We start from the raw sequence: 21,371 nt of genomic DNA on the forward strand, positions 1-21,371 counted from the left end.
ACATACAAGGTCAGGAGCAAGTCCTGCCTTAAGGAGCGATCGGTCTCCCCCAGAAACACATCTTCGTATGTCGCACCAGCGAGCTTAGATCTCATTCATGCTGGTGTGTGGGGAACATACAAGGAGCTGCCGAAGGCTGCGATCTTTTGATCTTCTGCATCTTGAATACCAAGCAAGCGCTCGGTTAACGTCGGCGAACCCTTCCGTGGAGCTCGCCCATGCCTGCCTTTCAGGAATACTTCGACCCCAGCCACCAATTGGTCCGTGACAGCGTCAGACGTTTCGTCGAACGCGAGATCCTGCCGGACATCGATCAGTGGGAAGAAGCCGAAAGCTTTCCCCGTGAGCTGTACCTCAAGGCCGGTGCGGCGGGCATTCTCGGTATCGGCTATCCCGAGGCGCTCGGCGGCAGCCATGAAGGCGATCTGTTCGCCAAGGTCGCCGCCAGTGAAGAGTTGATGCGCTGTGGCTCAGGCGGGCTGGTGGCGGGGCTGGGTTCGCTGGATATCGGTTTGCCGCCGATCGTCAAATGGGCGCGGCCTGAAGTGCGAGAGCGGGTCGTCCCCCAAGTGCTCAGCGGTGAGAAAATCAGCGCCCTGGCGGTGACCGAGCCCGGCGGCGGTTCCGACGTCGCCAACCTGCAAACCCGCGCCGTGCGTGACGGCGACTTCTACCGGGTCAGCGGCAGCAAGACCTTTATCACCAGCGGCGTTCGCGCGGACTTCTACACTGTCGCGGTGCGTACCGGTGCGCCGGGGTTTGGCGGCATCAGTTTGTTGCTGATCGAGAAGGGCACGCCGGGGTTCAGTGTCGGTAGGCAGTTGAAGAAAATGGGCTGGTGGGCGTCGGACACGGCTGAATTGTTCTTCGACGATTGCCGCGTGCCTGTAGGAAACCTCATCGGCGCCGAGAACATGGGCTTCGCCTGCATCATGGGCAATTTTCAGAGCGAACGCCTGGCGCTGGCGCTGATGGCCAACATGACGGCGCAATTGGCGCTGGAGGAGAGCCTGAAGTGGGCGCGCGAGCGTGAGGCATTTGGCAAACCCATCGGCAAGTTTCAGGTGATCAAGCATCGCCTCGCCGAAATGGCCACGGCGCTGGAAGTGTCGCGGGAGTTCACTTACCGGCAAGCGGCAAAAATGGCGGCGGGGCAGAGCGTGATCAAGGAGATTTCCATGGCGAAGAACTTCGCCACCGACACCTCGGACCGGATCACCACCGAAGCCGTGCAGATTCTTGGCGGGATCGGTTACATGCGTGAAAGCCTGGTGGAGCGGCTGTATCGGGATAATCGCATTCTGTCGATTGGCGGCGGAACGCGGGAAGTGATGAACGAAATCATCAGCAAGCAGATGGGGCTCTAAGTCCTGCGGTGTAGCTGCCGGCCCCTTCGCGAGCAGGCTCGCTCCCACAGTTGAAATGCATTCCCCTGTGGGAGCGAGCCTGCTCGCGAAAGCGGCCTGTCAGACGCTGCTTATTTATCAGTCAACGCAAACTGCGTCAGGCAAAAGGTAGGAATGCCCATGTCCTGCAAGCGCTGCGAACCTTGCAGCTCCGGCAGATCAATGATCGCCGCCGCTTCATGTACCCGCGCGCCCATGCGGCGAATCAGGTTGGCTGCTGCGATCAGCGTGCCGCCGGTAGCGATCAGGTCATCGAACATCACCACCGAATCGCCTTCGCACAGGCTGTCGGCGTGCACTTCCAGGAACGCTTCGCCGTATTCGGTCGCATAACCTTCCGCCAGCACGTCCGCCGGCAGTTTGCCTTGCTTGCGGAACAGCACCAGCGGCTTGTTCAACTGATAGGCCAGCACCGAACCGATCAGGAAACCACGGGCATCCATGGCGCCGATGTGGGTGAAGTCGGCTTCGACGTAGCGATGGGCGAAGCTGTCCATCACCAGGCGCAGGGCCGTCGGCGACTGGAACAGCGGGGTGATGTCGCGAAAGATCACGCCCGGTTTCGGGAAGTCGATCACGGGGCGGATCAGGGATTTGATGTCGAAGGAGTCGAAGACCATCGGGGTGTCCTGGCAGGGCTGCAAACGGCGCAGTATACCCGCGGCTGAAACGATTCGCTCAACCGCGGGTCGTGATCAGCCTTCGATCGAGCCGCCGGCCAGCGCACACAGCTGGATCGGGTCGAGGATATGGATCTCCTTGCCCTCGGCGGCAATCAGCTCGTTCTGCTGGAAACGGGTGAACACCCGCGACACGGTTTCCACCGCCAGGCCCAGGTAGTTACCGATTTCATTGCGCGACATGCTCAGGCGGAACTGGTTGGCCGAGAAGCCGCGAGCGCGGAAGCGTGCCGACAGGTTGACCAGGAAAGTGGCGATGCGCTCGTCAGCGGTTTTCTTCGACAGCAGCAGCATCATTTGCTGGTCGTCACGAATCTCGCGGCTCATCACCCGCATCAACTGGCGGCGCAGTTGCGGCAATTGCAGCGCGAGTTCGTCGAGGCGTTCGAAGGGGATTTCGCAGACCGAAGTGGTTTCCAGCGCCTGGGCCGAGACCGGGTGTTTTTCGGTGTCCATGCCCGACAGTCCGACCAGTTCGCTCGGCAGGTGGAAGCCGGTCAGCTGTTCTTCGCCGGCATCGCTCAGGCTGAAAGTTTTCAGCGCGCCGGAGCGGACTGCATAAACAGAATCGAAGGTGTCGCCCTGGCGGAACAGGAATTCGCCTTTCTTCAGCGGGCGGCCGCGTTTAACGATTTCGTCGAGCGCATCCATGTCTTCCAGATTCAGAGAAAGTGGCAGGCAGAGCGGGGCCAGGCTGCAATCCTTGCAATGGGCCTGGTTGTGAGCGCGCAGTTTGACTGGCTCGGACATTTCTTCAATCCTTGTGGGAAAACACACATAAGCCGTAAGGGTAACCCACGGGAGGACATTCAGGCCAGCACGTGGCGGCGTTGTCCTACAGACATAAAGCCGCAGCACCGGCGGCCGATAACCCGCTATCAGCACTCAACCAAGGAAGGCCCCGATGACCGCCATTGGTATGCTAAGCCCCGGCAGCAGCGGCGTTGCCGCTTCGCCGGAGATGGCCAACACCGACGCTGCAATCGATCGCGATGAAGACTTGTCGCACACGGCAACCCCGACCTTGGTCGAGGGCGTCAAAGTGTCGCTGTCCGGCGCGGCCATCGCCAAATCCGCCGCTGTCGGCGGCGAAAACAGTGACATCGACAACAGTGGCTTGCCGGAGAACATCCAGCAGTTGCTGAAGATGATTCGCAAGATCCAAAAAGAAATCATCGAGAAAAAAGCGCGCATGGCGGCGGTCATGTCAGACAGAACCCTCTCCACCGAGGAAAAGATCAACAAGCTCGCCGCACTGCGGGGCGCCATCGCCGCCCTCAACAGTGGCCTGATCACCGCCAACCTCGCCCTGTCGAAAGTCATGAACCAGTCGGCGCTCAATCCTGATCAGAACCTCAAAGTCGGCTCGTTGCTGACCAAGCCTTAAATCACCCGCGAGAAACGCTGGCGGTTCTGCTGCTCCAGGTACGCATCGAAGACCATGCACACCGAGCGCACCAGCAATCGGCCCGCTGGCAACACCTCGATGCGTTCGCGCTCGAGTCTGATCAGGCCATCCTCGGCCATACCTTGCAACTGCGGCCAGAGCGCGCCGAAGTAGCCTTGAAAATCGATGTTGAACTGCTGCTCGATCTCGGCGAGCTCGAGTTTGAAATTGCAGATCAATTGCTGAATCACTGCGCGGCGCAAGCGGTCGTCGGCGTTGCACACCAGACCGCGACTGGTCGCCAGCTGCGCGCTGGCCAGGCTGTTCTGATACGCGTTGAGGTCGCTGCTGTTCTGGCAGTACAGATCGCCGATCTGGCTGATCGCCGACACGCCCAGGCCAATCAGGTCGCAATGGCCGTGGGTGGTGTAACCCTGGAAGTTGCGTTGCAGGGTGTGCTCTTCCTGGGCAATCGCCAGTTCGTCATCAGGCAGGGCGAAGTGGTCCATGCCGATGTAACGGTAGCCGGCAGCGGTCAGTTGCTCGATGGTGCGCTGGAGCATTTCCAGCTTGTGCGCCGGGCTCGGCAGTTCGCTGCTGTTGATTCGCCGTTGCGGCATGAAGCGTTCCGGCAGGTGCGCATAGTTGAATACCGAGAGGCGATCCGGTTGCAGGCTGATCACTTCCTCGACGGTGCGGGCGAAATTGTCGGGTGTCTGCTTGGGCAGGCCATAAATCAGATCGATGTTGATCGAGCGAAATTGCAGGGTTCGCGCCGCATCGATCACCGCGCGGGTTTCTTCCAGGCTTTGCAGGCGATTGACCGCGCGCTGCACCGCCGGGTCAAGATCCTGCAGGCCAATGCTGACCCGGTTGAAACCCAATTCACGCGAAAGGCCCATGGTCGACCAGTCGGCTTCGCGCGGGTCGATTTCAATGCCGTAATCGCCCGAGTCATCGTTGAGCAAATTGAAATGCTTGCGCAGGTGCGCCATCAGCTGGCGCAGTTCGTCGTGGCTGAGAAAGGTCGGTGTGCCGCCACCGAAATGCAGTTGCTCGACGGTTTGCGCCGGGTCGAGGTGGCAGGCAATCAACTGGATTTCCTGCTCGAGCCGTTGCAGGTACGGTTGCGCGCGGCCGCGATCCTTGGTGATGACCTTGTTGCAGGCGCAGTAGTAGCAAATGTTCGCGCAGAACGGCACATGTACGTACAGCGACAACGGCCGCTGGGCCTTACGGCTGTCGCGCAGGGCATGGAACAGGTCGAAAGTGCCGACCTGCCCGTGAAATTGCACGGCAGTCGGGTACGAGGTGTAGCGTGGCCCCGCCAGATCGTAGCGGCGGATCAGATCAGAGTCCCAACGAATGGCGTCGAGCATGCGGGCATTCCCCCGGATAGGCTGGCAGTGTGGCGAGTCTAGGGGAGTGCGTTACAGGGCATCTTGATTTGCATCAACGGCGAGGATTTGTGTTGTTCGTGCGGGCGTCTTCGCGAGCAGGCTCGCTCCCACATTGGATTTGCAGCGTACTCAAGACCTGTGGGAGCGAGCCTGCTCGCGAAGGCCGCGCCACACATTTAATGGCCCATAAGCCAATGCTGATGCGGGCCGGGAAGGGTCCACAGGCCAAACAGGATCACCAGCAAGCCACCCGCCATGCGCACGCTGCGTTTGCGCAAGATCGCGGTCACCCGTTCAGCCGCCAGCCCGGTGGCCAGCAGCACCGGCCAGGTGCCGAGGCCGAAAGCGAGCATCAGCAATGCACTGTCCAGCGCATTGCCCTGACTCGCGCTCCACAGCAAGGTGCTGTAAACCAGCCCGCACGGCAGCCACCCCCACAGCGCACCGAGCAGCAAGGCACGCGGCAGGCTGGAAACCGGCAGCAAACGATTCGCCACGGGTTGAATAAAACGCCACAAGCCACGCCCGAGCGCTTCGATACGGGTGAGCCCGCTCCACCAGCCGGCGAGGTACAAACCCATGGCGATCAGCAGCAAACCGGCCAGCACGCGCATGAACAGCGCCGCCGGGCTGTTGGCGACGGCCCAGCCGGCCAGACCGATGAGCAGTCCCGCCGTGGCATAACTGAGAATCCGCCCGAGGTTGTACGCCAGTAACAGGCGAAAGCGCCGGCTGCGCTGCTCCTTGGGGATCGCCAGGGTCAGCGCGCCCATCAGACCGCCGCACATACCCAGACAGTGGCCGCCACCGAGCAGGCCGAGGATCAGCGCCGAGACCAGCAGGGGCGCCAGTTCAAGCATGGGGCGGCGCCTTGTCGTCCGGTTTGCCGGCGTTGGCTTCGTCCACCGCAGCGGTGTGGTTGGGATCCTGATCGTCAAACAGGATGCTGTGCGCCGGGCCGTCGAGGTCGTCGTACTGACCGCTGTCCACCGCCCAGAAGAAGATGTACACGGCGATGGCGACGATGAGCAAGGCAGCGGGAATCATCACATAGAGAGCTGGCATCGGTAACTCCAGGCCCGCGCGGCTCAGGCCGGCAGCGGGCGGGTTGCTGTTGCGGTGCTGGCGGCCGGTGCGCTCGGCAGACGAGTCAGGCGCAGGGCGTTGAGCACCACGGTCAGCGAACTGATCGACATGCCGACCGCCGCCCACACCGGAGTGATCCAGCCGAGGGCGGCGAACGGCAACATGAGGCCATTGTACAGCGCCGCCCACAGCAGGTTTTCGATGATTACCCGGCGCGTGCGTCGCGCCAGCGTGAAGGCTTGCACCAGAGCGTCAAGGCGATTGGACAGCAACACTGCATCGGCGCTGGTTTTCGCCAGATCGGTGGCCGAGCCCATGGCCACGCTGATATCGGCCGCAGCCAGCACCGGCACGTCGTTGACGCCGTCACCGAGCATCAACACTTTGCGACCTTCGCGATGAAGTTGCTGCAGCACTTGCAGTTTGTCATCGGGGCGCAAGCCGCCACGGGCCTCGTCGATGCCCAGTTCGGCGGCGACACTGGCGACCATCGGCGAACTGTCGCCGGACAACAGCAAGGTGCGCCAGCCCCGCGCTTTGCAGGCCGCGAGCAGGGCGGGGGCATCGTCACGCAGGCGATCGTCGAGGACGAACCATGCCAGCGGCCCCTGAGTGTCGGCGAGCAGCAACCATTGTCCGGCTTCATCAGGCATTGACGGCAGCGCCGCGCCGCTCAGGGCACAGGCGAACGGCGCCTGACCGATGCGCAAGCGTTGCTCACCGACCACGCCTTCAAGGCCCAGACCGGGTGTGCTGTGCACGTCCTCGGCGGCCAGCGGCGCGCGACCGAAAGCGCGGGCGATCGGGTGTTCCGAGCGGTTTTCCAGCGCAGCGGCAAGGCTCAGGCATTGTTCGCTGTCGAGCGCGCCAAGCGGGCGAATCGAGCGCAGCACCAAGCGACCTTCAGTGAGCGTGCCGGTCTTGTCGAAAATCACCGTGTCGATCTGGTTCAAGCCTTCCAGCACATGGCCGCGGGTCAGCAGCAGGCCGAGTTTGTGCAGGGTGCCGGTGGCGGCGGTGAGGGCGGTCGGCGTCGCCAGCGACAGCGCGCACGGGCAGGTCGCCACCAGCATGGCGAGGACGATCCAGAACGCCCGTGAAGAATCCAGTTGCCACCACAGCACGCCGATCACTGCTGCAGCAATCAGCGACAGCAGCAGGAACCATTGCGCGGCGCGGTCGGCGATTTCGGCCAGACGCGGTTTCTCCGCCTGAGCGCGATCAAGCAGGCGCACGATCGCGGAGAGACGCGTGTCCTGTCCCAGCGCCTGCACTTGCACGGTCAATGCGCCTTCGACATTGAGCGTGCCCGCAGTAACAGCATCGCCGAGCGTGCGTGGCTGCGGCAGGTATTCGCCAGTCAGCAGCGATTCGTCGATGCTCGACTGACCGTCGATGATCTTGCCGTCAGCCGGCAGAATCGAGCCCGGCTGCACCAGAATCCGCTCGCCGACCTGCAATTCGCTGAGCAGTATGCGTTCACTCTGGCCATCGCTATCCAGGCGCAGGCACGAGGCCGGTAACAGGTTGACCAATTGCGCGGTGGCAGCAGCGGTGCGTTCGCGGGCGCGGCGTTCCAGATAGCGTCCGGCGAGCAGAAACAGCGCGAACATGCCGACCGCATCGAAGTACAGCTCGCCGACCCCGGTGATCGATGTCCAGATCCCGGCGATGTAAGCGCTGCCGATCGCCAGTGAAACAGAAACGTCCATGGTCAGGTGGCGCGTACGCAAATCGCGCATCGCGCCTTTGAAGAACGGCGCGCAGCTGTAGAACACGATGGGTGTGGTCAGAAACAGCGCGACCCAGCGCAGGATCGTGTGCAGCTCGGGACTGAGGTCGATGTTGAATTCCGGCCAGGTAGCCATGGTCGCCATCATCGCCTGAAACCACAGCAACCCGGCGACGCCGAGCTGGCGCAGGGCCAGGCGATTCTCGCTGGCCAGCTGTTCGCTGGCGCGGTCGGCCTGGTACGGGTGGGCGGCGTAACCGATGTGGCGCAGCTCGGCGAGGATCTGGCTCAGCGGCAATTGTGCGTCGGCCCAATGCACGTGCAAGCGATGGTTGGACAGGTTCAACCGCGCTTCGGCGACGGCGGGCAGGGTGCGCAGGTGTTTCTCGATCAGCCAGCCGCAGGCGGCGCAACTGATGCCTTCCATCAACAGCGTGGTTTCAGCCAGATCGCCTTCGTGGCGCACGAAGGGCTGCTGCACGTCGGCGCGGTCGTACAGCGCCAGTTCATCGCTCAGTTGCACCGGCAGCGCTTCGGGATTGGCCGACGCTTCGCTGCGATGCTGGTAGTAGCTTTCCAGACCACCGGCGACGATGGCTTCGGCCACCGCCTGACAGCCCGGGCAGCAGAACTCGCGGGCCTGCCCGAGGACGACGGCGGTGAAGCGGCTGCCGGACGGGACGGGCAGGGCGCAGTGGTAGCAGGGAACTGGGGTGGTCATGGCATTGATGAGGGTATGAGCCCTTGCATTGGGGGTGTTCGCTTGCCCTCACCCCAGCCCTCTCCCGGAGGGAGAGGGAGCCGATCGGTGTAAGCCTGAAGAGCGGCTTCAGTCGCTGACATTGTCACTGTCATACGCCCCGCTTCCAAGCAACCGAGATCAGTCCCCTCGCCCTCCGGGAGAGGGCTAGGGTGAGGGGCTCTTGATTTTGATTCACTTCTTCAGGTCTTCCGCACCCTGCAGTGGCTCATCCCCCAGCAGCAGTTCCTTGTCATGACTGACCAGTTCTTCTTCAAACATGCGCCACACGTGCTCGTCCTGGCTGCCAAGCAACTCGACAAACCGTCGCCCTTCGACCTTGTCGCTTAGCTGGCCGATGTAGCGCCCGCTCTCGCTGCCACTGCGGGTCAGAACGATCTTGCGATCCTTCTCCGGCTGGGTTGGCGAGATCAGGTTCAGTTCCAGAGTTTGCGGCTGGCTGTCACCGTTCAAGCGCAAGTCGACTTCCCCGGTCACATCATCCAGATGCACCGCTGCACGCAGCTTCAGGGTTTGCGCCAGCAGCTCGCGATCGAGTGAACGGTTGATGCCTTTGCCTGCTTCGTAATAGTTGTCGTTGACCAGATTGTCCGGGTTGTTCACCGCGATGGTCACCATCGACAGGGTCAAGGCCACCGAGCAGGCCAGAATCGCGATGATGATCCACGGCCAGAGGTGCTTGTACCAAGGACTTGCGGCGTTTGCAGCGGGCATGTTCAAAATTCTCTCAACGGATTTGTGGGCCGATGAATCGGCTCTTGGCTTCAACGTGGACGCTGTCGTCATCGGCGTCCTTGAGGATGAATTTCACCTCGTTGGTGCTCGATGGCAGTTGTTCCGGTGCGCTCGACAACTCGACCGGCATGCTGACGATATCCCCGGCGGCAACCTTGATCTCGCGCTTGCCTTGCAGGCGCAGGTCCGGCAGACCCTCGGCTTGCAGCAGGTAAGTGTGGTCGCGCTGATCCTTGTTCATGATCTTCAGGCTGTAGACGTTTTCGATCCGGCCTTCAGCGTTTTCGCGGTACAGCACGCGGTCTTTGCTGACGTCGAAGCCGACCAGCGAACGCATGAAGAACGCAGCGACCAACAGGCTGATCATCGCCAGCAGCACCAAGGCGTAGCCGATCAGGCGCGGTCGCAGTTTATGGGTTTTCTGCCCGGAGAGGTTGTGTTCGGTGGTGTAGCTGATCAGCCCGCGCGGGTAATCCATCTTGTCCATGATGCTGTCGCAAGCGTCGATGCACGCCGCGCAGCCGATGCATTCGATCTGCAGGCCATCGCGGATGTCGATGCCGGTCGGGCAGACCTGCACGCACATCGTGCAGTCGATGCAATCGCCCAGCCCCAGGGCTTTGTAGTCGATGCCTTTCTTGCGCGGCCCACGGCTTTCGCCACGGCGCGGGTCGTAGGAAACAATCAGCGTGTCCTTGTCGAACATCACGCTCTGGAAGCGCGCATACGGGCACATGTAGATGCACACCTGCTCACGCAACCAACCGGCATTGCCGTACGTGGCGAGGGTGAAAAAACCGACCCAGAAATACGACCAGCCATCGGCCTGGCCGGTGAAGAACTCGATAACCAGTTCGCGGATCGGCGAGAAGTAGCCGACAAAGGTCATGCCGGTGACGAAACCGATCAGCAGCCACAGCGAGTGCTTGGCCAGCTTGCGCAGGAATTTGTTGGCGCTCATCGGCGCCTTGTCGAGTTTGATGCGCTGGTTGCGGTCGCCTTCGGTGACCTTTTCGCACCACATGAAAATCCACGTCCACACGCTTTGCGGGCAGGTATAACCGCACCAGACGCGCCCGGCGTACACAGTGATGAAGAACAGGCCGAACGCGGCAATGATCAACAGGCCCGAGAGCAGGATGAAATCCTGTGGCCAGAAAGTCGCGCCGAAGATGAAGAACTTGCGCTCCGGCAGGTTCCACCACACCGCCTGATGACCGCCCCAGTTCAGCCACACCGTGCCGAAATACAGCAGAAACAACGCCGCACCGCCAAGCATCCGCAGATTGCGGAACAGGCCGGTGAAAGCCCGGGTATAGATTTTTTCTCGTGAGGCATAAAGATCGACGCTGTTGTTCGCGTTCTTGCTCGGTGGCGTGACGTCGTGTACCGGAATCTGATTGCTCATCATTGCATCCCACGGCAGTGGAAAAATGCCTCGGTCGATACGTGCCAACCGAGGTCAAAAAGGCTGTTGCAGTAGCGCGATGATACGCCTGCCGCTCTGGCTCAAGGGTGCGACCTTTGGTCGCGTTGGGTAAAAAATGCGGATGGTGTAGCGATTGCGCAAAAGCCTGACGCAGATCAATTGACTTGTTGAGTATGGACGCTTTTGCCGAAGTGGCTAGTTCATCCTTTCAATTGTTTGTTCACGCCACTGCCGTTGATTTCGCAAGTTGAATAACACCCGTGATTGTTTTCATTCTGGCGACAAGTCAGGCCGGACGCTACGGGTTTCTATTAATTGGTATGTTGTAAGTTGGTGGGTCTGAAATATATTCACTCGATTGTTGTTGGTGAAGGCTTTGAAGTTTTCGCTGTATTCGAATAAGTTCTGTTCGCGCGAAACTTCTTTTGCGTATCGAAAATTAATTGAAATGGAATTTCAAGCATGGCTTTGAATAAATTCATGAGCACCTTTATGGGTGCTTGTCTGGTAGCTTCGGCTATTACCGCTCAGGCTACAACTGGCATGCCGAAACATATGGTCTTTACTTCGGATACTCAATATCCATGGACAGACAAGACCGATATCCGCGAGCCCGAATCGGATTCAGAATTCACGGCGCGCTCGAAATGGCTGATTGAAACCCAACTTGCGAGCATTGCCGAATTCAGAAATCAACACGGCTCTCAAGCGCAGGTTCCTTTGATGATCAATGGCGATATAACCGCTTTTGGTCATGGCTGGCAGCGCTCGTTCATGAAGGATTCGCTGAACAGGCACTTCAAGGGTGAATATCTTTACGGCTTGGGTAATCACGACTATGAAAACAATGTTGATGATTGCTTTACCAATAACTGTGCTGCAGGAAGTATTGTCGAGTTCAAAGAACATCATGAAGGTAAAGTCGATAACTTTGATCTGAAAATCACTGACGGTTTTCTGAGCAGGACGTATTCCGGTAGCCTCGCCTATTCGAAAAATATCGGCGAAGTGCATATGGTTCAGCTTAATAACGAGCCGACCTACACCACCCGGATTGCTCATCCGTTGAACCCGACAACGTTCGAAATCAACGACGCACTGGACTGGCTCGAGACCGATCTGCGACTGGCGCGAGCGTCGGGCTACGCCATCATTATCAATATGCACAAACCCTTGCGGCACCAGGGCAGCCCCGAGCAGAAGAAGCGTTTCCATGACATGGTCAACAAGTACCAGGTGACGGCCATTTTCGCCGGCCACCTGCATACCGAGGGAGGAAGTTCCTACTGGGAGGGCAGCGTCCCCATGTATCTCAGCGGAAGCACCTCTCAGCAAACCTACCTGACTGCGAATTTCACCGAGGATCGCAAGCATTTGCAGATCTATCTGGTGAAGAACAACCAGTGGCGTGAGCGGAAGCTGATCGATACCACGGTTGTGCATTCAATCTTTGCCCAACGCCCATGAAAAAAGCCCCGCCGGTGATAGGGCGGGGTGTTCAGCAGTCAGTTATTCGCAGCGATCCATGGGTTGATCAGATTGACGCCGCTGAGTTGAAAGTCCGCAATGTTGCGAGTTACCAGCGTAAGCCCGTGCACAAGCGCGGTGGCGGCGATCAAGGCGTCGCATTCACTGCTGCGGTCGGGAGCATGCAATCGTGCGCACCGGGTGGCGACGTTGGTATCGACCGGCAGGATTCTTCCAGAGAACGCCGGTTTGACGTGGTGTTCCAGCCAGTTGCGCAGCAGCTGGCCTTGTGAAGGGGCACGACGTTCGATACGCAGGACGCCCGTTTCCAGTTCCAGCACAGTGATTGCGGATAGATACAGGCTGGCTGGGGAAACGCTGTTTGCCCATTTCACCACATGCCTGTCGGCTTGGTTTTTCCGCAACTCGGAAACTACATTGGTATCCAGTAGAAACATCAGGAAAGGTCGACGCTGCGAGGATTGATGACAGCGCGCTCGGGTTCGAATTCGATTTCAAGCGCATTCGGCATCGCCAGCAGCTCAACGATGCTGGTCTCGCAACCGGTCAGTTTCTGGTACTCCTCAATGCTGAGCAATACGTGGGCAGGCCTGCCTCGGTCAGTAATGATTACTGGACCTTGACGCGTGGCTTTTTTGGCTGCACTGGTGTCCTGATTGAACTCGCGGCTGGAAATGGTGGTGATGGCCATCATGTTTGGCCTCCAGAAATTCTGATGTAGGAACGTTACTATTTTGAGGTTTTCACCGCAATCGGAAAGGCAGGTCGGGGACGATCGGTTTGTCACTTTCATAAGGGCGCCGGCGAAGGCGCCTCCCGCCAAGGCGTGAGGCGCTGGATACAGGGCGTAAATTCGGTGTTTTTGCTGCCCTTGTCAGAGCAATCTACCGCCGCCGAGGCCGTCGAGTCCGCCACCGTCGCCGGGGCTGTTCATGGTTTGCTGCGAAACCTTGAGTAACGGTTTCACAGATGTTCGTTCGAACCCTGCCCTGTGGGTAGAGCCGGGTTGAGGCTGATTTTGCAGTGCGCTTTGGTGATCTTTCGACATTGGGCTTCATCCTTGAAGTAGTCCCGATATGGCTTATCGGGGCGAAAAAACCTACCTTGCATCGCAGCTCAGGTCCATTGAGCAAGCGTTTCGAATCGTGAATGCCAGCATGAAAAAAGGCCCCGCCAATTCCCATTGGCGGGGCCTTTTTTGCTTCAAGCGTTGGCCTTACTCAGCCTTCGCCTCCGGTGCTTTTTCACCGTGAGACAGACTGTAAACATACGCCGCCAGCAGGTGCACCTTGTCATTGCCCTGCAGTTGTTCCTGCGCAGGCATCTGGCCCTGACGACCGTAACGGATGGTCTGCTGCAGTTGCGCGAAGCTCGAGCCGTAGATGAATGCGCCCGGATGGGTCAGGTCGGGCGCACCCATGGCCGGGGTGCCTTTACCGGCAGGGCCGTGACAAGCCACGCAGTTGGCGGCGAAGAGTTTCTGGCCGTTGGCCGGGTCGGCCTTGGTGCCTTCCGGCAGTTTGCGCCCGTCGAGATTGGTCACCACGAAGGCCGCTACGTCAGCCACGCCTTGCTCGCCGATTACTTCCGCCCACGCCGGCATCACCGCGTGGCGGCCGCCCATGATGGTGGTCTTGATGGTTTCCGGCTCACCGCCCCAGCGCCAGTCGGCGTCGGTCAGGTTAGGGAAGCCATAGGCACCCTTGGCGTCGGAACCGTGGCACACCGAGCAGTTGGAGGCGAACAGACGGCCACCCATTTTCAGTGCTTGCGGATCCTTGGCGACTTCTTCGATCGGCATCGCCGCGAACTTGGCGAAAATCGGACCGAAGCGCGCGTCCGAACGGGCCATTTCCTTTTCCCACTCGTGGACGCCGGTCCAGCCAGTCTGGCCGTTGGCGAACGCGGTCTGTTTCTCGGTATCCAGATAGTTGTAGCCCGGCAGCAGACCTTTCCAGTTGCCCAGACCCGGATACAGCACCAGATAACCCAGGGCAAAAATGATGGTGCCGACGAACAGCATGAACCACCATTTCGGCAGCGGGTTGTCGTACTCCTCGATCCCGTCGAAGGAGTGGCCGACCGTCTCGTCCGTCTGTTCGCTGCGCTGGCCCTTGCGGGTCGACAGCAGCAGCCAGGTCAGGGCGAAGATCGTACCGAGACTGAGGACTGTGACGTACAGACTCCAGAATGTAGTCATTCTTTGTTACTCCTAGAAGCTTGCTCGACGTGCTTGATGGCTTCGGGATCATCCGCAAAAGGCAGCATGGTCGCGTCGTCAAACTCTGACTTGCGCTTGGGGCTGAACACCCACAAGGCCAGACCGATGAAGGCCACCATCACGACCACGGTGCCCAGGCCTCGAATCATCCCGATATCCATCAGATTCACCGTTTGCTTTTGATGATGGTGCCCAGGCCTTGCAGATAGGCCACCAGCGCGTCCATTTCGGTTTTGCCCTTCACGGCATCCTGTGCACCGGCGATGTCTTCGTCGGTGTACGGCACGCCGAGGGTGCGCAAGACTTCCATTTTTTTCGCGGTTTCCTTGCCGTCGAGCTTGTTTTCCACGAGGAACGGGTAAGCCGGCATTTTCGACTCGGGGACCACGTTGCGCGGGTTGTACAAGTGCGCACGTTGCCAGTCATCGGAGTAACGACCGCCCACGCGGGCCAGGTCCGGACCGGTACGTTTGGAACCCCACAGGAACGGGTGGTCCCAGACGCTTTCACCGGCGACCGAATAGTGGCCATAGCGTTCGGTTTCAGCGCGGAACGGGCGGATCATCTGCGAGTGGCAGCCGACACAACCGTTGGCGATGTAGACGTCGCGGCCTTCCAGTTCCAGCGCCGAGCGCGGCTTCATGCCCTCGACCGGCTTGTTGGTGACGTCCTGGAAGAACAGCGGAACGATTTGGGTCAGGCCACCGACGCTGACGGCGATGACCATGAAGAAGGCCAGCAGGCCAATATTCTTCTCGACAGCTTCATGCTTCATCAGTGAGCTCCAACGACGGCAATCTTGGCGGCGGCTTCGGCTTCAACCGGATCCGACGCGCGAACGGTGCGGTACACGTTGTAAGCCATCAGCAGCATGCCGCTGGCAAAGAAAGCACCGCCCAGCGCGCGGACGATGAAGCCCGGGTGGCTGGCCTGCAGCGCTTCGACGAACGAGTAGGTGAGGGTGCCGTCATCGTTGATTGCACGCCACATCAGGCCCTGGGTGATGCCGTTGACCCACATCGACGCGATGTAGAGCACGGTGCCGATGGTGGCGAGCCAGAAGTGCGCATTGATCAGCCCGGTGCTGTGCATCTGCGCCCGGCCGAACAGTTTCGGGATCATGTGGTAGATCGCGCCGATCGAGATCATCGCTACCCAACCGAGGGCGCCGGCGTGTACGTGGCCAATGGTCCAGTCGGTGTAGTGCGAGAGCGAGTTGACGGTCTTGATCGCCATCATCGGCCCTTCGAAGGTCGACATGCCGTAGAACGCCAGCGATACCACGAGGAAGCGCAGGATCGGGTCGGTGCGCAATTTATGCCAGGCGCCCGACAGGGTCATCATGCCGTTGATCATGCCGCCCCAGCTTGGCGCCAGGAGGATGATCGACATCGCCATGCCCAGCGATTGTGCCCAGTCCGGCAGGGCGGTGTAGTGCAGGTGGTGCGGGCCGGCCCAGATGTACAGGGTGATCAGCGCCCAGAAGTGCACGATCGACAGACGATAGGAGTAGATCGGGCGTTCGGCCTGTTTCGGCACAAAGTAGTACATCATCCCGAGGAAACCGGTGGTCAGGAAGAAGCCCACCGCGTTGTGGCCGTACCACCACTGGATCATCGCGTCAGTGGCGCCGGAGTAGGCCGAGTACGACTTGAACAGGCTGACCGGCAGCGACATGTGGTTGACGATGTGCAGCATCGCGGTGACGACGATGAACGCGCCGTAGAACCAGTTGCCGACATAGATGTGCTTGGTTTTGCGCTTGGTGATGGTGCCGAAGAACACCAGACCGTAGGTGACCCAGACAATGGCCAGCAAAATGGCGATCGGCCATTCCAGTTCGGCGTACTCCTTGGTGGTGGTGTAACCCAGCGGCAAGGTAATGATTGCGCCGACGATGACCGCTTGCCAGCCCCAGAAGGTGAAGGCCGCGAGGCTGTCGGAAATCAGTCGCGTCTGGCAGGTTCGCTGCACGACATAGTAGGAAGTGGCAAACAGTGCACAACCGCCGAAGGCGAAAATCACCAGGTTTGTGTGCAACGGGCGCAAGCGTCCAAAGCTCGTCCACGGCAGACCGAAGTTCAGTTCCGGCCAGACCAGTTGCGAGGCAATGAAGACACCGAGCCCCATGCCAAGGATCCCCCAGACCACCGTCATGATGGCGAACTGGCGGACTACCTTATAGTTATAAGCAGTCGGACTGATTGCTGTGCTCATTCTAAGGTTCCACGGTTTGGGTATTTTTATAGGGATAAAATCGGCCGCAAGTATGTATAAAGCAGAGGGTCATTGCAACGCGCCATGACCTGGGTCAATGCTTTCCAACGCTGATTCTGCGGCCTTTCCATGCGCCGCGTAGGGTCAAAAATGGCCTCTGACAAAATGTCGCAGTGCGCGTTAAAAGCTCGCAATCCGGATCGCCGTCAACGGTGCCCGTTCACAGGTCGTGATCGGGAAATTGCGGGCAATCGGCGCAACAGCCGTTATCTACCTGCGTTTGCGGCGAATCCATCAACCGGTTCACGGCGCGCATCGTTCGGGATTGATCTGGAAACCGACTTCAGCCGGTCCGCTTCGATGAAGCGTAGACCCGAATCCGGGGTTCCGAAAGGAGAGGATCCAAGGGGTGCGACAATGCGTCGCAAAGGGGCGGGAAACTGCCGCAGCGAGAAAGCTGCGGCAGTGGTGTGCGCAATTGCTATTTCTTGTTGTCTTCAGTTATCAGTTTTTCTGTGTTCAATCCGTGGCTCAGGCTGTACACATAAGCGGCAAGCAATTGCACTTTATCGTTGCCCAGCAATTCGTTCTGCGCTGGCATATGCCCCTGACGACCATGGCGGATGGTCTGTTCCAGTTGGGTCAGGCTGGTGCCATAAATGAAGCCGGCCGGGTGGGTAAGATTCGGTGCGCCCATGGCAGGGGTGCCTTGGCCAGTTGCGCCGTGGCAAGCCACGCACGTGGTGCTGAACGCCTGCTGTCCGGCTTGCAGGTCTGCTTTGCTGTCGGCGGGTAGCGGCAGGCCGGCCAGTTCGTGGCGCACGTAGGCGGCAACGTTTTTTACCCCGGACTCACCGAGCACTTCGCCCCAGGCCGGCATGGCCGCCATGCGGCCGCCCATGATGGTGGTCTTGATCGTCTCGGCATCGCCGCCCCAGCGCCAGTCGCTGTCGGCGAGGTTAGGGAAGCCGAACGCACCCTTGGCATCCGAGCCGTGGCACACCGAGCAATTGGAGGCGAACAGACGACCGCCCATTTTCAGCGCCTGCGGATCCTTGGCCACTTCTTCCAGCGGCATCGCGGCGAATTTGGCGAAGATCGGCCCGAACCGGGCGTCCGCCTTGTTCATTTCCTTTTCCCATTCGTGCACGCCGGTCCAGCCATCCTCATAGCCGGGCAGGATGCCTTTCCAGTTGCCCAGGCCCGGATAGAGAATCAGATAACCCACCGAGAACACCAGCGTGCCGGCGAACAGCATGAACCACCACTGCGGCAGCGGGTTGTCGTACTCCTCGATGCCGTCGAAGCTGTGGCCCATGGTCTGGTCGACACTGCCCTTGGTCTCGCCCCGGCGCGTGCCGATCAGCAACCAGGTCAGGCCGATCAGGCTGCCAATGGTCAGTACGCAGATCCACGTACTCCAGAAGGTGGTCATGGCCGGGTACTCCTTGTTTCAGGGGCTGAAATTGTTTCGGGTAGTGGCTCGTCGGCGAATGGCAGCAGGCGTGCTTCGGCGAATTCCGGGGTGCGCTTGCGGTTGAACACCCACAAGGTCAGGCCGACGAACGCGACGAACACCACGACCGTGCCGAGACCGCGAATCAGGCCTGCACTCATTTCAATGACCATGGCTCACCTCTTGCTCTTGATTGCAGTGCCGAGCACTTGCAGATAGGAAACGAGGGCGTCCATTTCGGTCTTGCCCTTGAGGCTGGCGACTGCGCCGCTGATGTCGTCATCGGTATACGGCACGCCGAGGGTACGCATGGTTTTCAGCTTGGTTTCAGTGTGGCTGCTGTCGACCGCTTGGGTGACCAGCCACGGGTAGGCCGGCATCTTCGACTCCGGCACGACGTTGCGCGGGTTGTACAAGTGCGCGCGGTGCCAGTCATCCGAGTAACGCGCGCCGACCCGGGCGAGGTCCGGACCGGTACGTTTCGAGCCCCACAGGAACGGGTGATCCCAAACGCTTTCGCCCGCAACCGAGTAGTGCCCGTAACGTTCGGTTTCGGCGCGGAACGGACGGATCATCTGCGAGTGGCAACCGACGCAGCCTTCGCGGATGTAGATATCGCGACCTTCCAGTTGCAGCGCGGTGTATGGCTTCATGCCCTCCACCGGTTTGTTGGTGACGTCCTGGAAGAACAGCGGGACGATCTGGGTCAGGCCGCCGATGCTCACGGCGAACACCATCAGCAGCATCAGCAGGCCGACGTTCTTTTCAATCGTTTCGTGTTTCATGGCGGACTCCTCAGGCCATCTGCGCGGCAGCGACGACGTCGGCAGGCTGCGAGGCCCGCACGGTGCGCCAGGTGTTGTAAGCCATCAGCAACATGCCGCTGAGGAAAATCGCCCCGCCGATCAGTCGCACGACAAAGCCCGGATGGCTGGCCACCAGGGTTTCGACGAAGGAATACGTCAGCGTGCCGTCCTCGTTGACCGCGCGCCACATCAGGCCCTGGGCGATGCCGTTGACCCACATCGAGGCGATGTAGAGCACGGTGCCGATGGTCGCGAGCCAGAAGTGCGCATTGATCAGGCCGACGCTGTGCATCTGCGCTTTGCCGAAGATTTTCGGGATCATGTGGTACAGCGCGCCGATCGAGATCATCGCCACCCAGCCGAGTGCGCCGGCGTGTACGTGGCCGATGGTCCAGTCGGTGTAGTGGGAGAGGGCGTTGACAGTCTTGATGGCCATCATCGGACCTTCGAAGGTCGACATGCCGTAGAACGCCAGCGACACCACGAGGAAGCGCAGAATCGGGTCGCTGCGCAACTTATGCCAGGCGCCGGAGAGGGTCATCATGCCGTTGATCATGCCGCCCCAGCTCGGTGCCAGCAGGATCAGCGACATCACCATGCCCAGTGACTGTGCCCAGTCCGGCAGCGCGGTGTAGTGCAAGTGGTGCGGGCCGGCCCAGATGTACAGGGTGATCAAGGCCCAGAAATGTACGATCGACAGGCGATACGAATACACCGGACGTTCTGCCTGTTTCGGCACGAAGTAATACATCATGCCGAGGAAACCAGCGGTGAGGAAAAAGCCCACGGCGTTGTGGCCGTACCACCACTGCACCATGGCGTCGGTTGCACCTGCGTACACCGAGTAGGACTTGGTAAAACTCACCGGCAACTCAAGGTTGTTGACGATGTGGAGGATCGCCACGGTGATGATGAACGCGCCGAAGAACCAGTTGCCCACATAGATGTGCTTGGTCTTGCGCTGCATGATCGTGCCGAAGAACACGATCGCGTAGGCGACCCAGACGATGGTGATCAGGATGTCGATCGGCCATTCCAGTTCGGCGTATTCCTTGGAGCTGGTGTAACCCAGCGGCAGGCTGATCGCCGCCAACAGGATCACCAGTTGCCAGCCCCAGAAGCAGAACGCGGCGATTTGCGGCGCGAACAATTGCGTCTGGCAGGTGCGTTGCACCGAATAGAAAGAGCTGGCGAACAGCGCGCAGCCACCGAAGGCGAAGATCACGGCGTTGGTGTGCAGCGGGCGCAGACGGCCGAAACTGGTCCAGGGCAAATTGAAGTTGAGTTCCGGCCAGACCAATTGCGCCGCGAGAAAAACCCCGAGGCCCATGCCGACGATGCCCCACACCACCGTCATAATGGCGAATTGGCGGACCACCTTGTAGTTGTAGGCGGTACTGATAGAAGTGTTCATGGTTCCCCATCCACGGTTCAGCCGAAGTGAGCGCGCAAACGGCGCGAATCCTTCGCCTGGAGTTATAGGCAGACTAAAAGCGAGGCAAGCATGGACAAACAGCACAAGGCCAGTATTGACGGGGATCAATGGGCGCAGTGTGTGCTCGATCATGGGTGGCTTTGGGATGCCGCTGTTGGTGAGGCTTCGGCAACGCTGATTCTGGCGCACGGGGCGGGGGCGCCGATGGATAGCGACTGGATGAACGAAATGGCTGGGCGCCTTGCCGGGCTTGGGGTCAACGTGTTGCGCTTTGAGTTTCCGTATATGGCGCAGCGGCGGGTGGATGGGGTTAAGCGGCCGCCGAATCCTGCGCCGAAACTGTTGGATTGCTGGCGGGAGGTGTTTGCGCTTGTGCGGCGTCATGTCGCTGGGGTTTTGGCTGTTGGCGGCAAGTCCATGGGTGGGCGGATGGCGAGTCTGGTGGCTGATGAGTTGGGGGTGGATGCGTTGGTATGTCTGGGGTATCCGTTTTATGCGGTGGGGAAGCCGGAGAAGCCTCGGGTTGAGCATTTGGCGGGGTTGCGCACGCGGGCGTTGATTGTGCAGGGAGAGCGGGATGCTCTGGGTAATCGCGAGGCGGTTGAGGGCTATTCGTTAGCGCCGGGGATTGAGGTGTTTTGGTTGGTGGCGGGGGATCATGGTTTGAAGCCGCTCAAGGCTTCTGGCTTTGCGCATTCCGATCATTTGGCGGGTGCTGCGCAGAAGGTGGCTGAATTTCTCGGTGACTGATTTTGAGCCGGGCCGGGATTTTGCGTTGCATGAAGACCTGCTCCCTTTCCCCCTCGCCCCCTTGGGGGAGAGGGTTGGGGTGAGGGGGCTAGCTTTTGATCTTGCTCTTGGGGGCATATCCGTTGCTTCGGGAGCTGCGGCTGGCGGTTTCGCCTGACGGCGACTTACTTTTTTACAAGCGCCTAAAAAAGTAAGCAAAAAACGCTAGCTCCTGCGTTCGGCCCTCGCAGGCTCGGGTCCCTTCGCTCCGGGATCGATCCGGGCGCAGCGGCTCCGGTTTGCTTCGCTGCACCTCCTTCCGCTGTGTCTGGCTGCGCCAGACGGTCGCTGCGCTCCCACCCCCGGATCAATCCCTCCACTCAGCCTTCCGACGTCGCCGGTGG

At 60.0% G+C, this 21,371-nt stretch carries 22 protein-coding genes; 4 read left to right on the top strand and 18 right to left on the bottom strand.

Going from position 1 to position 21,371, the window contains the following annotated elements:
* Positions 1–218 precede the first annotated feature (218 nt).
* The gene (locus CKW30_RS00005) at positions 219–1,367 is read left to right on the top strand and encodes an acyl-CoA dehydrogenase family protein (protein WP_095179447.1); all 1,149 of its coding nucleotides are present in this window, start codon (positions 219–221) and stop codon (positions 1,365–1,367) included.
* A gap of 110 nt (positions 1,368–1,477) precedes the next feature.
* Here the strand turns inward: CKW30_RS00005 and CKW30_RS00010 are convergent, their stop codons facing one another.
* Both CKW30_RS00010 and fnr read right to left on the bottom strand, forming a co-directional pair.
* A complete protein-coding gene (locus CKW30_RS00010; protein WP_024012326.1) occupies positions 1,478–2,026 on the bottom strand; it encodes an adenine phosphoribosyltransferase in 549 nt (182 codons plus the stop codon).
* A 75-nt stretch (positions 2,027–2,101) separates the two neighbouring features.
* Positions 2,102–2,836: a fumarate/nitrate reduction transcriptional regulator Fnr gene (gene fnr, locus CKW30_RS00015; protein WP_016773865.1), complete on the bottom strand. Its 735-nt coding sequence runs from the start codon at positions 2,834–2,836 to the stop codon at positions 2,102–2,104.
* Between the two features lie 154 nt (positions 2,837–2,990).
* Here fnr and CKW30_RS00020 point away from each other — a divergent pair, with 154 nt between their 5' ends.
* On the top strand, positions 2,991–3,473 hold the full coding sequence (locus CKW30_RS00020; protein WP_095179448.1) for a hypothetical protein: 483 nt from the start codon (positions 2,991–2,993) through the stop codon (positions 3,471–3,473).
* Here the strand turns inward: CKW30_RS00020 and hemN are convergent.
* From hemN to ccoG, 6 genes are all read right to left on the bottom strand, one after another.
* Positions 3,470–4,852, bottom strand: coding sequence for an oxygen-independent coproporphyrinogen III oxidase (hemN, locus tag CKW30_RS00025; RefSeq protein ID WP_095179449.1), 1,383 nt, complete (start codon positions 4,850–4,852; stop codon positions 3,470–3,472). The genes CKW30_RS00020 and hemN overlap by 4 nt on opposite strands.
* A 197-nt stretch (positions 4,853–5,049) precedes the next feature.
* Positions 5,050–5,733, bottom strand: coding sequence for a sulfite exporter TauE/SafE family protein (locus CKW30_RS00030; protein ID WP_041479091.1), 684 nt, complete (start codon positions 5,731–5,733; stop codon positions 5,050–5,052).
* Entirely contained in the window at positions 5,726–5,938 is a 213-nt protein-coding gene (gene ccoS, locus CKW30_RS00035; protein ID WP_039763029.1) for a cbb3-type cytochrome oxidase assembly protein CcoS, read from the bottom strand. Before ccoS ends, CKW30_RS00030 begins: the two co-directional genes overlap by 8 nt.
* A gap of 23 nt (positions 5,939–5,961) precedes the next feature.
* On the bottom strand, positions 5,962–8,412 hold the full coding sequence (locus tag CKW30_RS00040) for a heavy metal translocating P-type ATPase (protein ID WP_095179450.1): 2,451 nt from the start codon (positions 8,410–8,412) through the stop codon (positions 5,962–5,964).
* A gap of 213 nt (positions 8,413–8,625) precedes the next feature.
* Complete coding sequence (locus CKW30_RS00045; protein WP_056784237.1) at positions 8,626–9,165, bottom strand: FixH family protein; 540 nt, start codon at positions 9,163–9,165, stop codon at positions 8,626–8,628.
* Positions 9,166–9,178: 13 nt separating this feature from the next.
* Positions 9,179–10,594 carry a cytochrome c oxidase accessory protein CcoG gene (gene ccoG, locus CKW30_RS00050; RefSeq protein ID WP_095179451.1) on the bottom strand — a complete coding sequence of 472 codons (1,416 nt, stop codon included), beginning with the start codon at positions 10,592–10,594 and terminating at the stop codon, positions 9,179–9,181.
* A 483-nt stretch (positions 10,595–11,077) separates the two neighbouring features.
* On the opposite strand from ccoG, the gene CKW30_RS00055 reads away from it, so the two are divergent.
* Positions 11,078–12,082: a metallophosphoesterase gene (locus tag CKW30_RS00055; RefSeq protein WP_095179452.1), complete on the top strand. Its 1,005-nt coding sequence runs from the start codon at positions 11,078–11,080 to the stop codon at positions 12,080–12,082.
* 38 nt (positions 12,083–12,120) lie between these two features.
* On the opposite strand, the gene CKW30_RS00060 is transcribed toward CKW30_RS00055, so the two are convergent.
* The 10 genes from CKW30_RS00060 to ccoN (CKW30_RS00105) form a co-directional block, all read right to left on the bottom strand.
* Complete coding sequence (locus CKW30_RS00060; RefSeq protein ID WP_095179453.1) at positions 12,121–12,540, bottom strand: type II toxin-antitoxin system VapC family toxin; 420 nt, start codon at positions 12,538–12,540, stop codon at positions 12,121–12,123.
* A complete protein-coding gene (locus CKW30_RS00065) occupies positions 12,540–12,794 on the bottom strand; it encodes a type II toxin-antitoxin system Phd/YefM family antitoxin (RefSeq protein WP_041479165.1) in 255 nt (84 codons plus the stop codon). Before CKW30_RS00065 ends, CKW30_RS00060 begins: the two co-directional genes overlap by 1 nt.
* Before the next feature lie 525 nt (positions 12,795–13,319).
* Positions 13,320–14,303, bottom strand: coding sequence for a cytochrome-c oxidase, cbb3-type subunit III (ccoP, locus tag CKW30_RS00070; RefSeq protein ID WP_024012333.1), 984 nt, complete (start codon positions 14,301–14,303; stop codon positions 13,320–13,322).
* Positions 14,300–14,485, bottom strand: a complete 186-nt coding sequence (locus CKW30_RS00075; protein WP_016775513.1) for a CcoQ/FixQ family Cbb3-type cytochrome c oxidase assembly chaperone — start codon at positions 14,483–14,485, stop codon at positions 14,300–14,302. The genes ccoP (CKW30_RS00070) and CKW30_RS00075 overlap by 4 nt, the downstream gene beginning before the upstream one ends.
* 5 nt (positions 14,486–14,490) lie before the next feature.
* The gene (gene ccoO / locus CKW30_RS00080; RefSeq protein WP_007917161.1) at positions 14,491–15,099 is read right to left on the bottom strand and encodes a cytochrome-c oxidase, cbb3-type subunit II; all 609 of its coding nucleotides are present in this window, start codon (positions 15,097–15,099) and stop codon (positions 14,491–14,493) included.
* Positions 15,099–16,541 (bottom strand): cytochrome-c oxidase, cbb3-type subunit I, encoded by a 1,443-nt coding sequence (gene ccoN / locus CKW30_RS00085; RefSeq protein ID WP_024012334.1) that lies wholly within the window; start codon positions 16,539–16,541, stop codon positions 15,099–15,101. The genes ccoO (CKW30_RS00080) and ccoN (CKW30_RS00085) overlap by 1 nt, the downstream gene beginning before the upstream one ends.
* 481 nt (positions 16,542–17,022) lie before the next feature.
* Positions 17,023–17,976 carry a cytochrome-c oxidase, cbb3-type subunit III gene (ccoP, locus tag CKW30_RS00090; protein ID WP_095179454.1) on the bottom strand — a complete coding sequence of 318 codons (954 nt, stop codon included), beginning with the start codon at positions 17,974–17,976 and terminating at the stop codon, positions 17,023–17,025.
* On the bottom strand, positions 17,973–18,170 hold the full coding sequence (locus CKW30_RS00095) for a cbb3-type cytochrome c oxidase subunit 3 (protein WP_016773878.1): 198 nt from the start codon (positions 18,168–18,170) through the stop codon (positions 17,973–17,975). The genes ccoP (CKW30_RS00090) and CKW30_RS00095 overlap by 4 nt, the downstream gene beginning before the upstream one ends.
* 3 nt (positions 18,171–18,173) lie before the next feature.
* On the bottom strand, positions 18,174–18,782 hold the full coding sequence (ccoO, locus tag CKW30_RS00100; RefSeq protein ID WP_003223389.1) for a cytochrome-c oxidase, cbb3-type subunit II: 609 nt from the start codon (positions 18,780–18,782) through the stop codon (positions 18,174–18,176).
* A 10-nt stretch (positions 18,783–18,792) separates the two neighbouring features.
* The gene (gene ccoN, locus CKW30_RS00105; RefSeq protein WP_024012337.1) at positions 18,793–20,217 is read right to left on the bottom strand and encodes a cytochrome-c oxidase, cbb3-type subunit I; all 1,425 of its coding nucleotides are present in this window, start codon (positions 20,215–20,217) and stop codon (positions 18,793–18,795) included.
* Positions 20,218–20,307: 90 nt separating this feature from the next.
* Here ccoN (CKW30_RS00105) and CKW30_RS00110 point away from each other — a divergent pair, with 90 nt between their 5' ends.
* Positions 20,308–20,988 carry an alpha/beta family hydrolase gene (locus CKW30_RS00110; protein ID WP_095179455.1) on the top strand — a complete coding sequence of 227 codons (681 nt, stop codon included), beginning with the start codon at positions 20,308–20,310 and terminating at the stop codon, positions 20,986–20,988.
* The last annotated feature ends 383 nt before the right edge of the window (positions 20,989–21,371 follow it).

This window comes from Pseudomonas sp. Irchel 3F6, assembly GCF_900187595.1.
Taxonomy (GTDB): Bacteria; Pseudomonadota; Gammaproteobacteria; order Pseudomonadales; family Pseudomonadaceae; genus Aquipseudomonas; species Aquipseudomonas siliginis.

Coding starts and splice junctions, on each gene's coding strand:
- ccoP (WP_024012333.1), bottom strand. CDS start 14,303: ATGACTACATTCTGGAGTCTGTACGTCACAGTCCTCAGTCTCGGTACG.
- fnr (WP_016773865.1), bottom strand. CDS start 2,836: ATGTCCGAGCCAGTCAAACTGCGCGCTCACAACCAGGCCCATTGCAAG.
- CKW30_RS00055 (WP_095179452.1), top strand. CDS start 11,078: ATGGCTTTGAATAAATTCATGAGCACCTTTATGGGTGCTTGTCTGGTA.
- hemN (WP_095179449.1), bottom strand. CDS start 4,852: ATGCTCGACGCCATTCGTTGGGACTCTGATCTGATCCGCCGCTACGAT.
- ccoS (WP_039763029.1), bottom strand. CDS start 5,938: ATGCCAGCTCTCTATGTGATGATTCCCGCTGCCTTGCTCATCGTCGCC.
- ccoO (WP_003223389.1), bottom strand. CDS start 18,782: ATGAAACACGAAACGATTGAAAAGAACGTCGGCCTGCTGATGCTGCTG.
- CKW30_RS00010 (WP_024012326.1), bottom strand. CDS start 2,026: ATGGTCTTCGACTCCTTCGACATCAAATCCCTGATCCGCCCCGTGATC.
- CKW30_RS00020 (WP_095179448.1), top strand. CDS start 2,991: ATGACCGCCATTGGTATGCTAAGCCCCGGCAGCAGCGGCGTTGCCGCT.
- CKW30_RS00040 (WP_095179450.1), bottom strand. CDS start 8,412: ATGACCACCCCAGTTCCCTGCTACCACTGCGCCCTGCCCGTCCCGTCC.
- CKW30_RS00045 (WP_056784237.1), bottom strand. CDS start 9,165: ATGCCCGCTGCAAACGCCGCAAGTCCTTGGTACAAGCACCTCTGGCCG.
- CKW30_RS00030 (WP_041479091.1), bottom strand. CDS start 5,733: ATGCTTGAACTGGCGCCCCTGCTGGTCTCGGCGCTGATCCTCGGCCTG.
- ccoO (WP_007917161.1), bottom strand. CDS start 15,099: ATGAAGCATGAAGCTGTCGAGAAGAATATTGGCCTGCTGGCCTTCTTC.
- CKW30_RS00005 (WP_095179447.1), top strand. CDS start 219: ATGCCTGCCTTTCAGGAATACTTCGACCCCAGCCACCAATTGGTCCGT.
- CKW30_RS00065 (WP_041479165.1), bottom strand. CDS start 12,794: ATGGCCATCACCACCATTTCCAGCCGCGAGTTCAATCAGGACACCAGT.
- CKW30_RS00110 (WP_095179455.1), top strand. CDS start 20,308: ATGGACAAACAGCACAAGGCCAGTATTGACGGGGATCAATGGGCGCAG.
- ccoP (WP_095179454.1), bottom strand. CDS start 17,976: ATGACCACCTTCTGGAGTACGTGGATCTGCGTACTGACCATTGGCAGC.
- ccoN (WP_024012334.1), bottom strand. CDS start 16,541: ATGAGCACAGCAATCAGTCCGACTGCTTATAACTATAAGGTAGTCCGC.
- CKW30_RS00095 (WP_016773878.1), bottom strand. CDS start 18,170: ATGGTCATTGAAATGAGTGCAGGCCTGATTCGCGGTCTCGGCACGGTC.
- CKW30_RS00060 (WP_095179453.1), bottom strand. CDS start 12,540: ATGTTTCTACTGGATACCAATGTAGTTTCCGAGTTGCGGAAAAACCAA.
- ccoN (WP_024012337.1), bottom strand. CDS start 20,217: ATGAACACTTCTATCAGTACCGCCTACAACTACAAGGTGGTCCGCCAA.
- CKW30_RS00075 (WP_016775513.1), bottom strand. CDS start 14,485: ATGGATATCGGGATGATTCGAGGCCTGGGCACCGTGGTCGTGATGGTG.
- ccoG (WP_095179451.1), bottom strand. CDS start 10,594: ATGAGCAATCAGATTCCGGTACACGACGTCACGCCACCGAGCAAGAAC.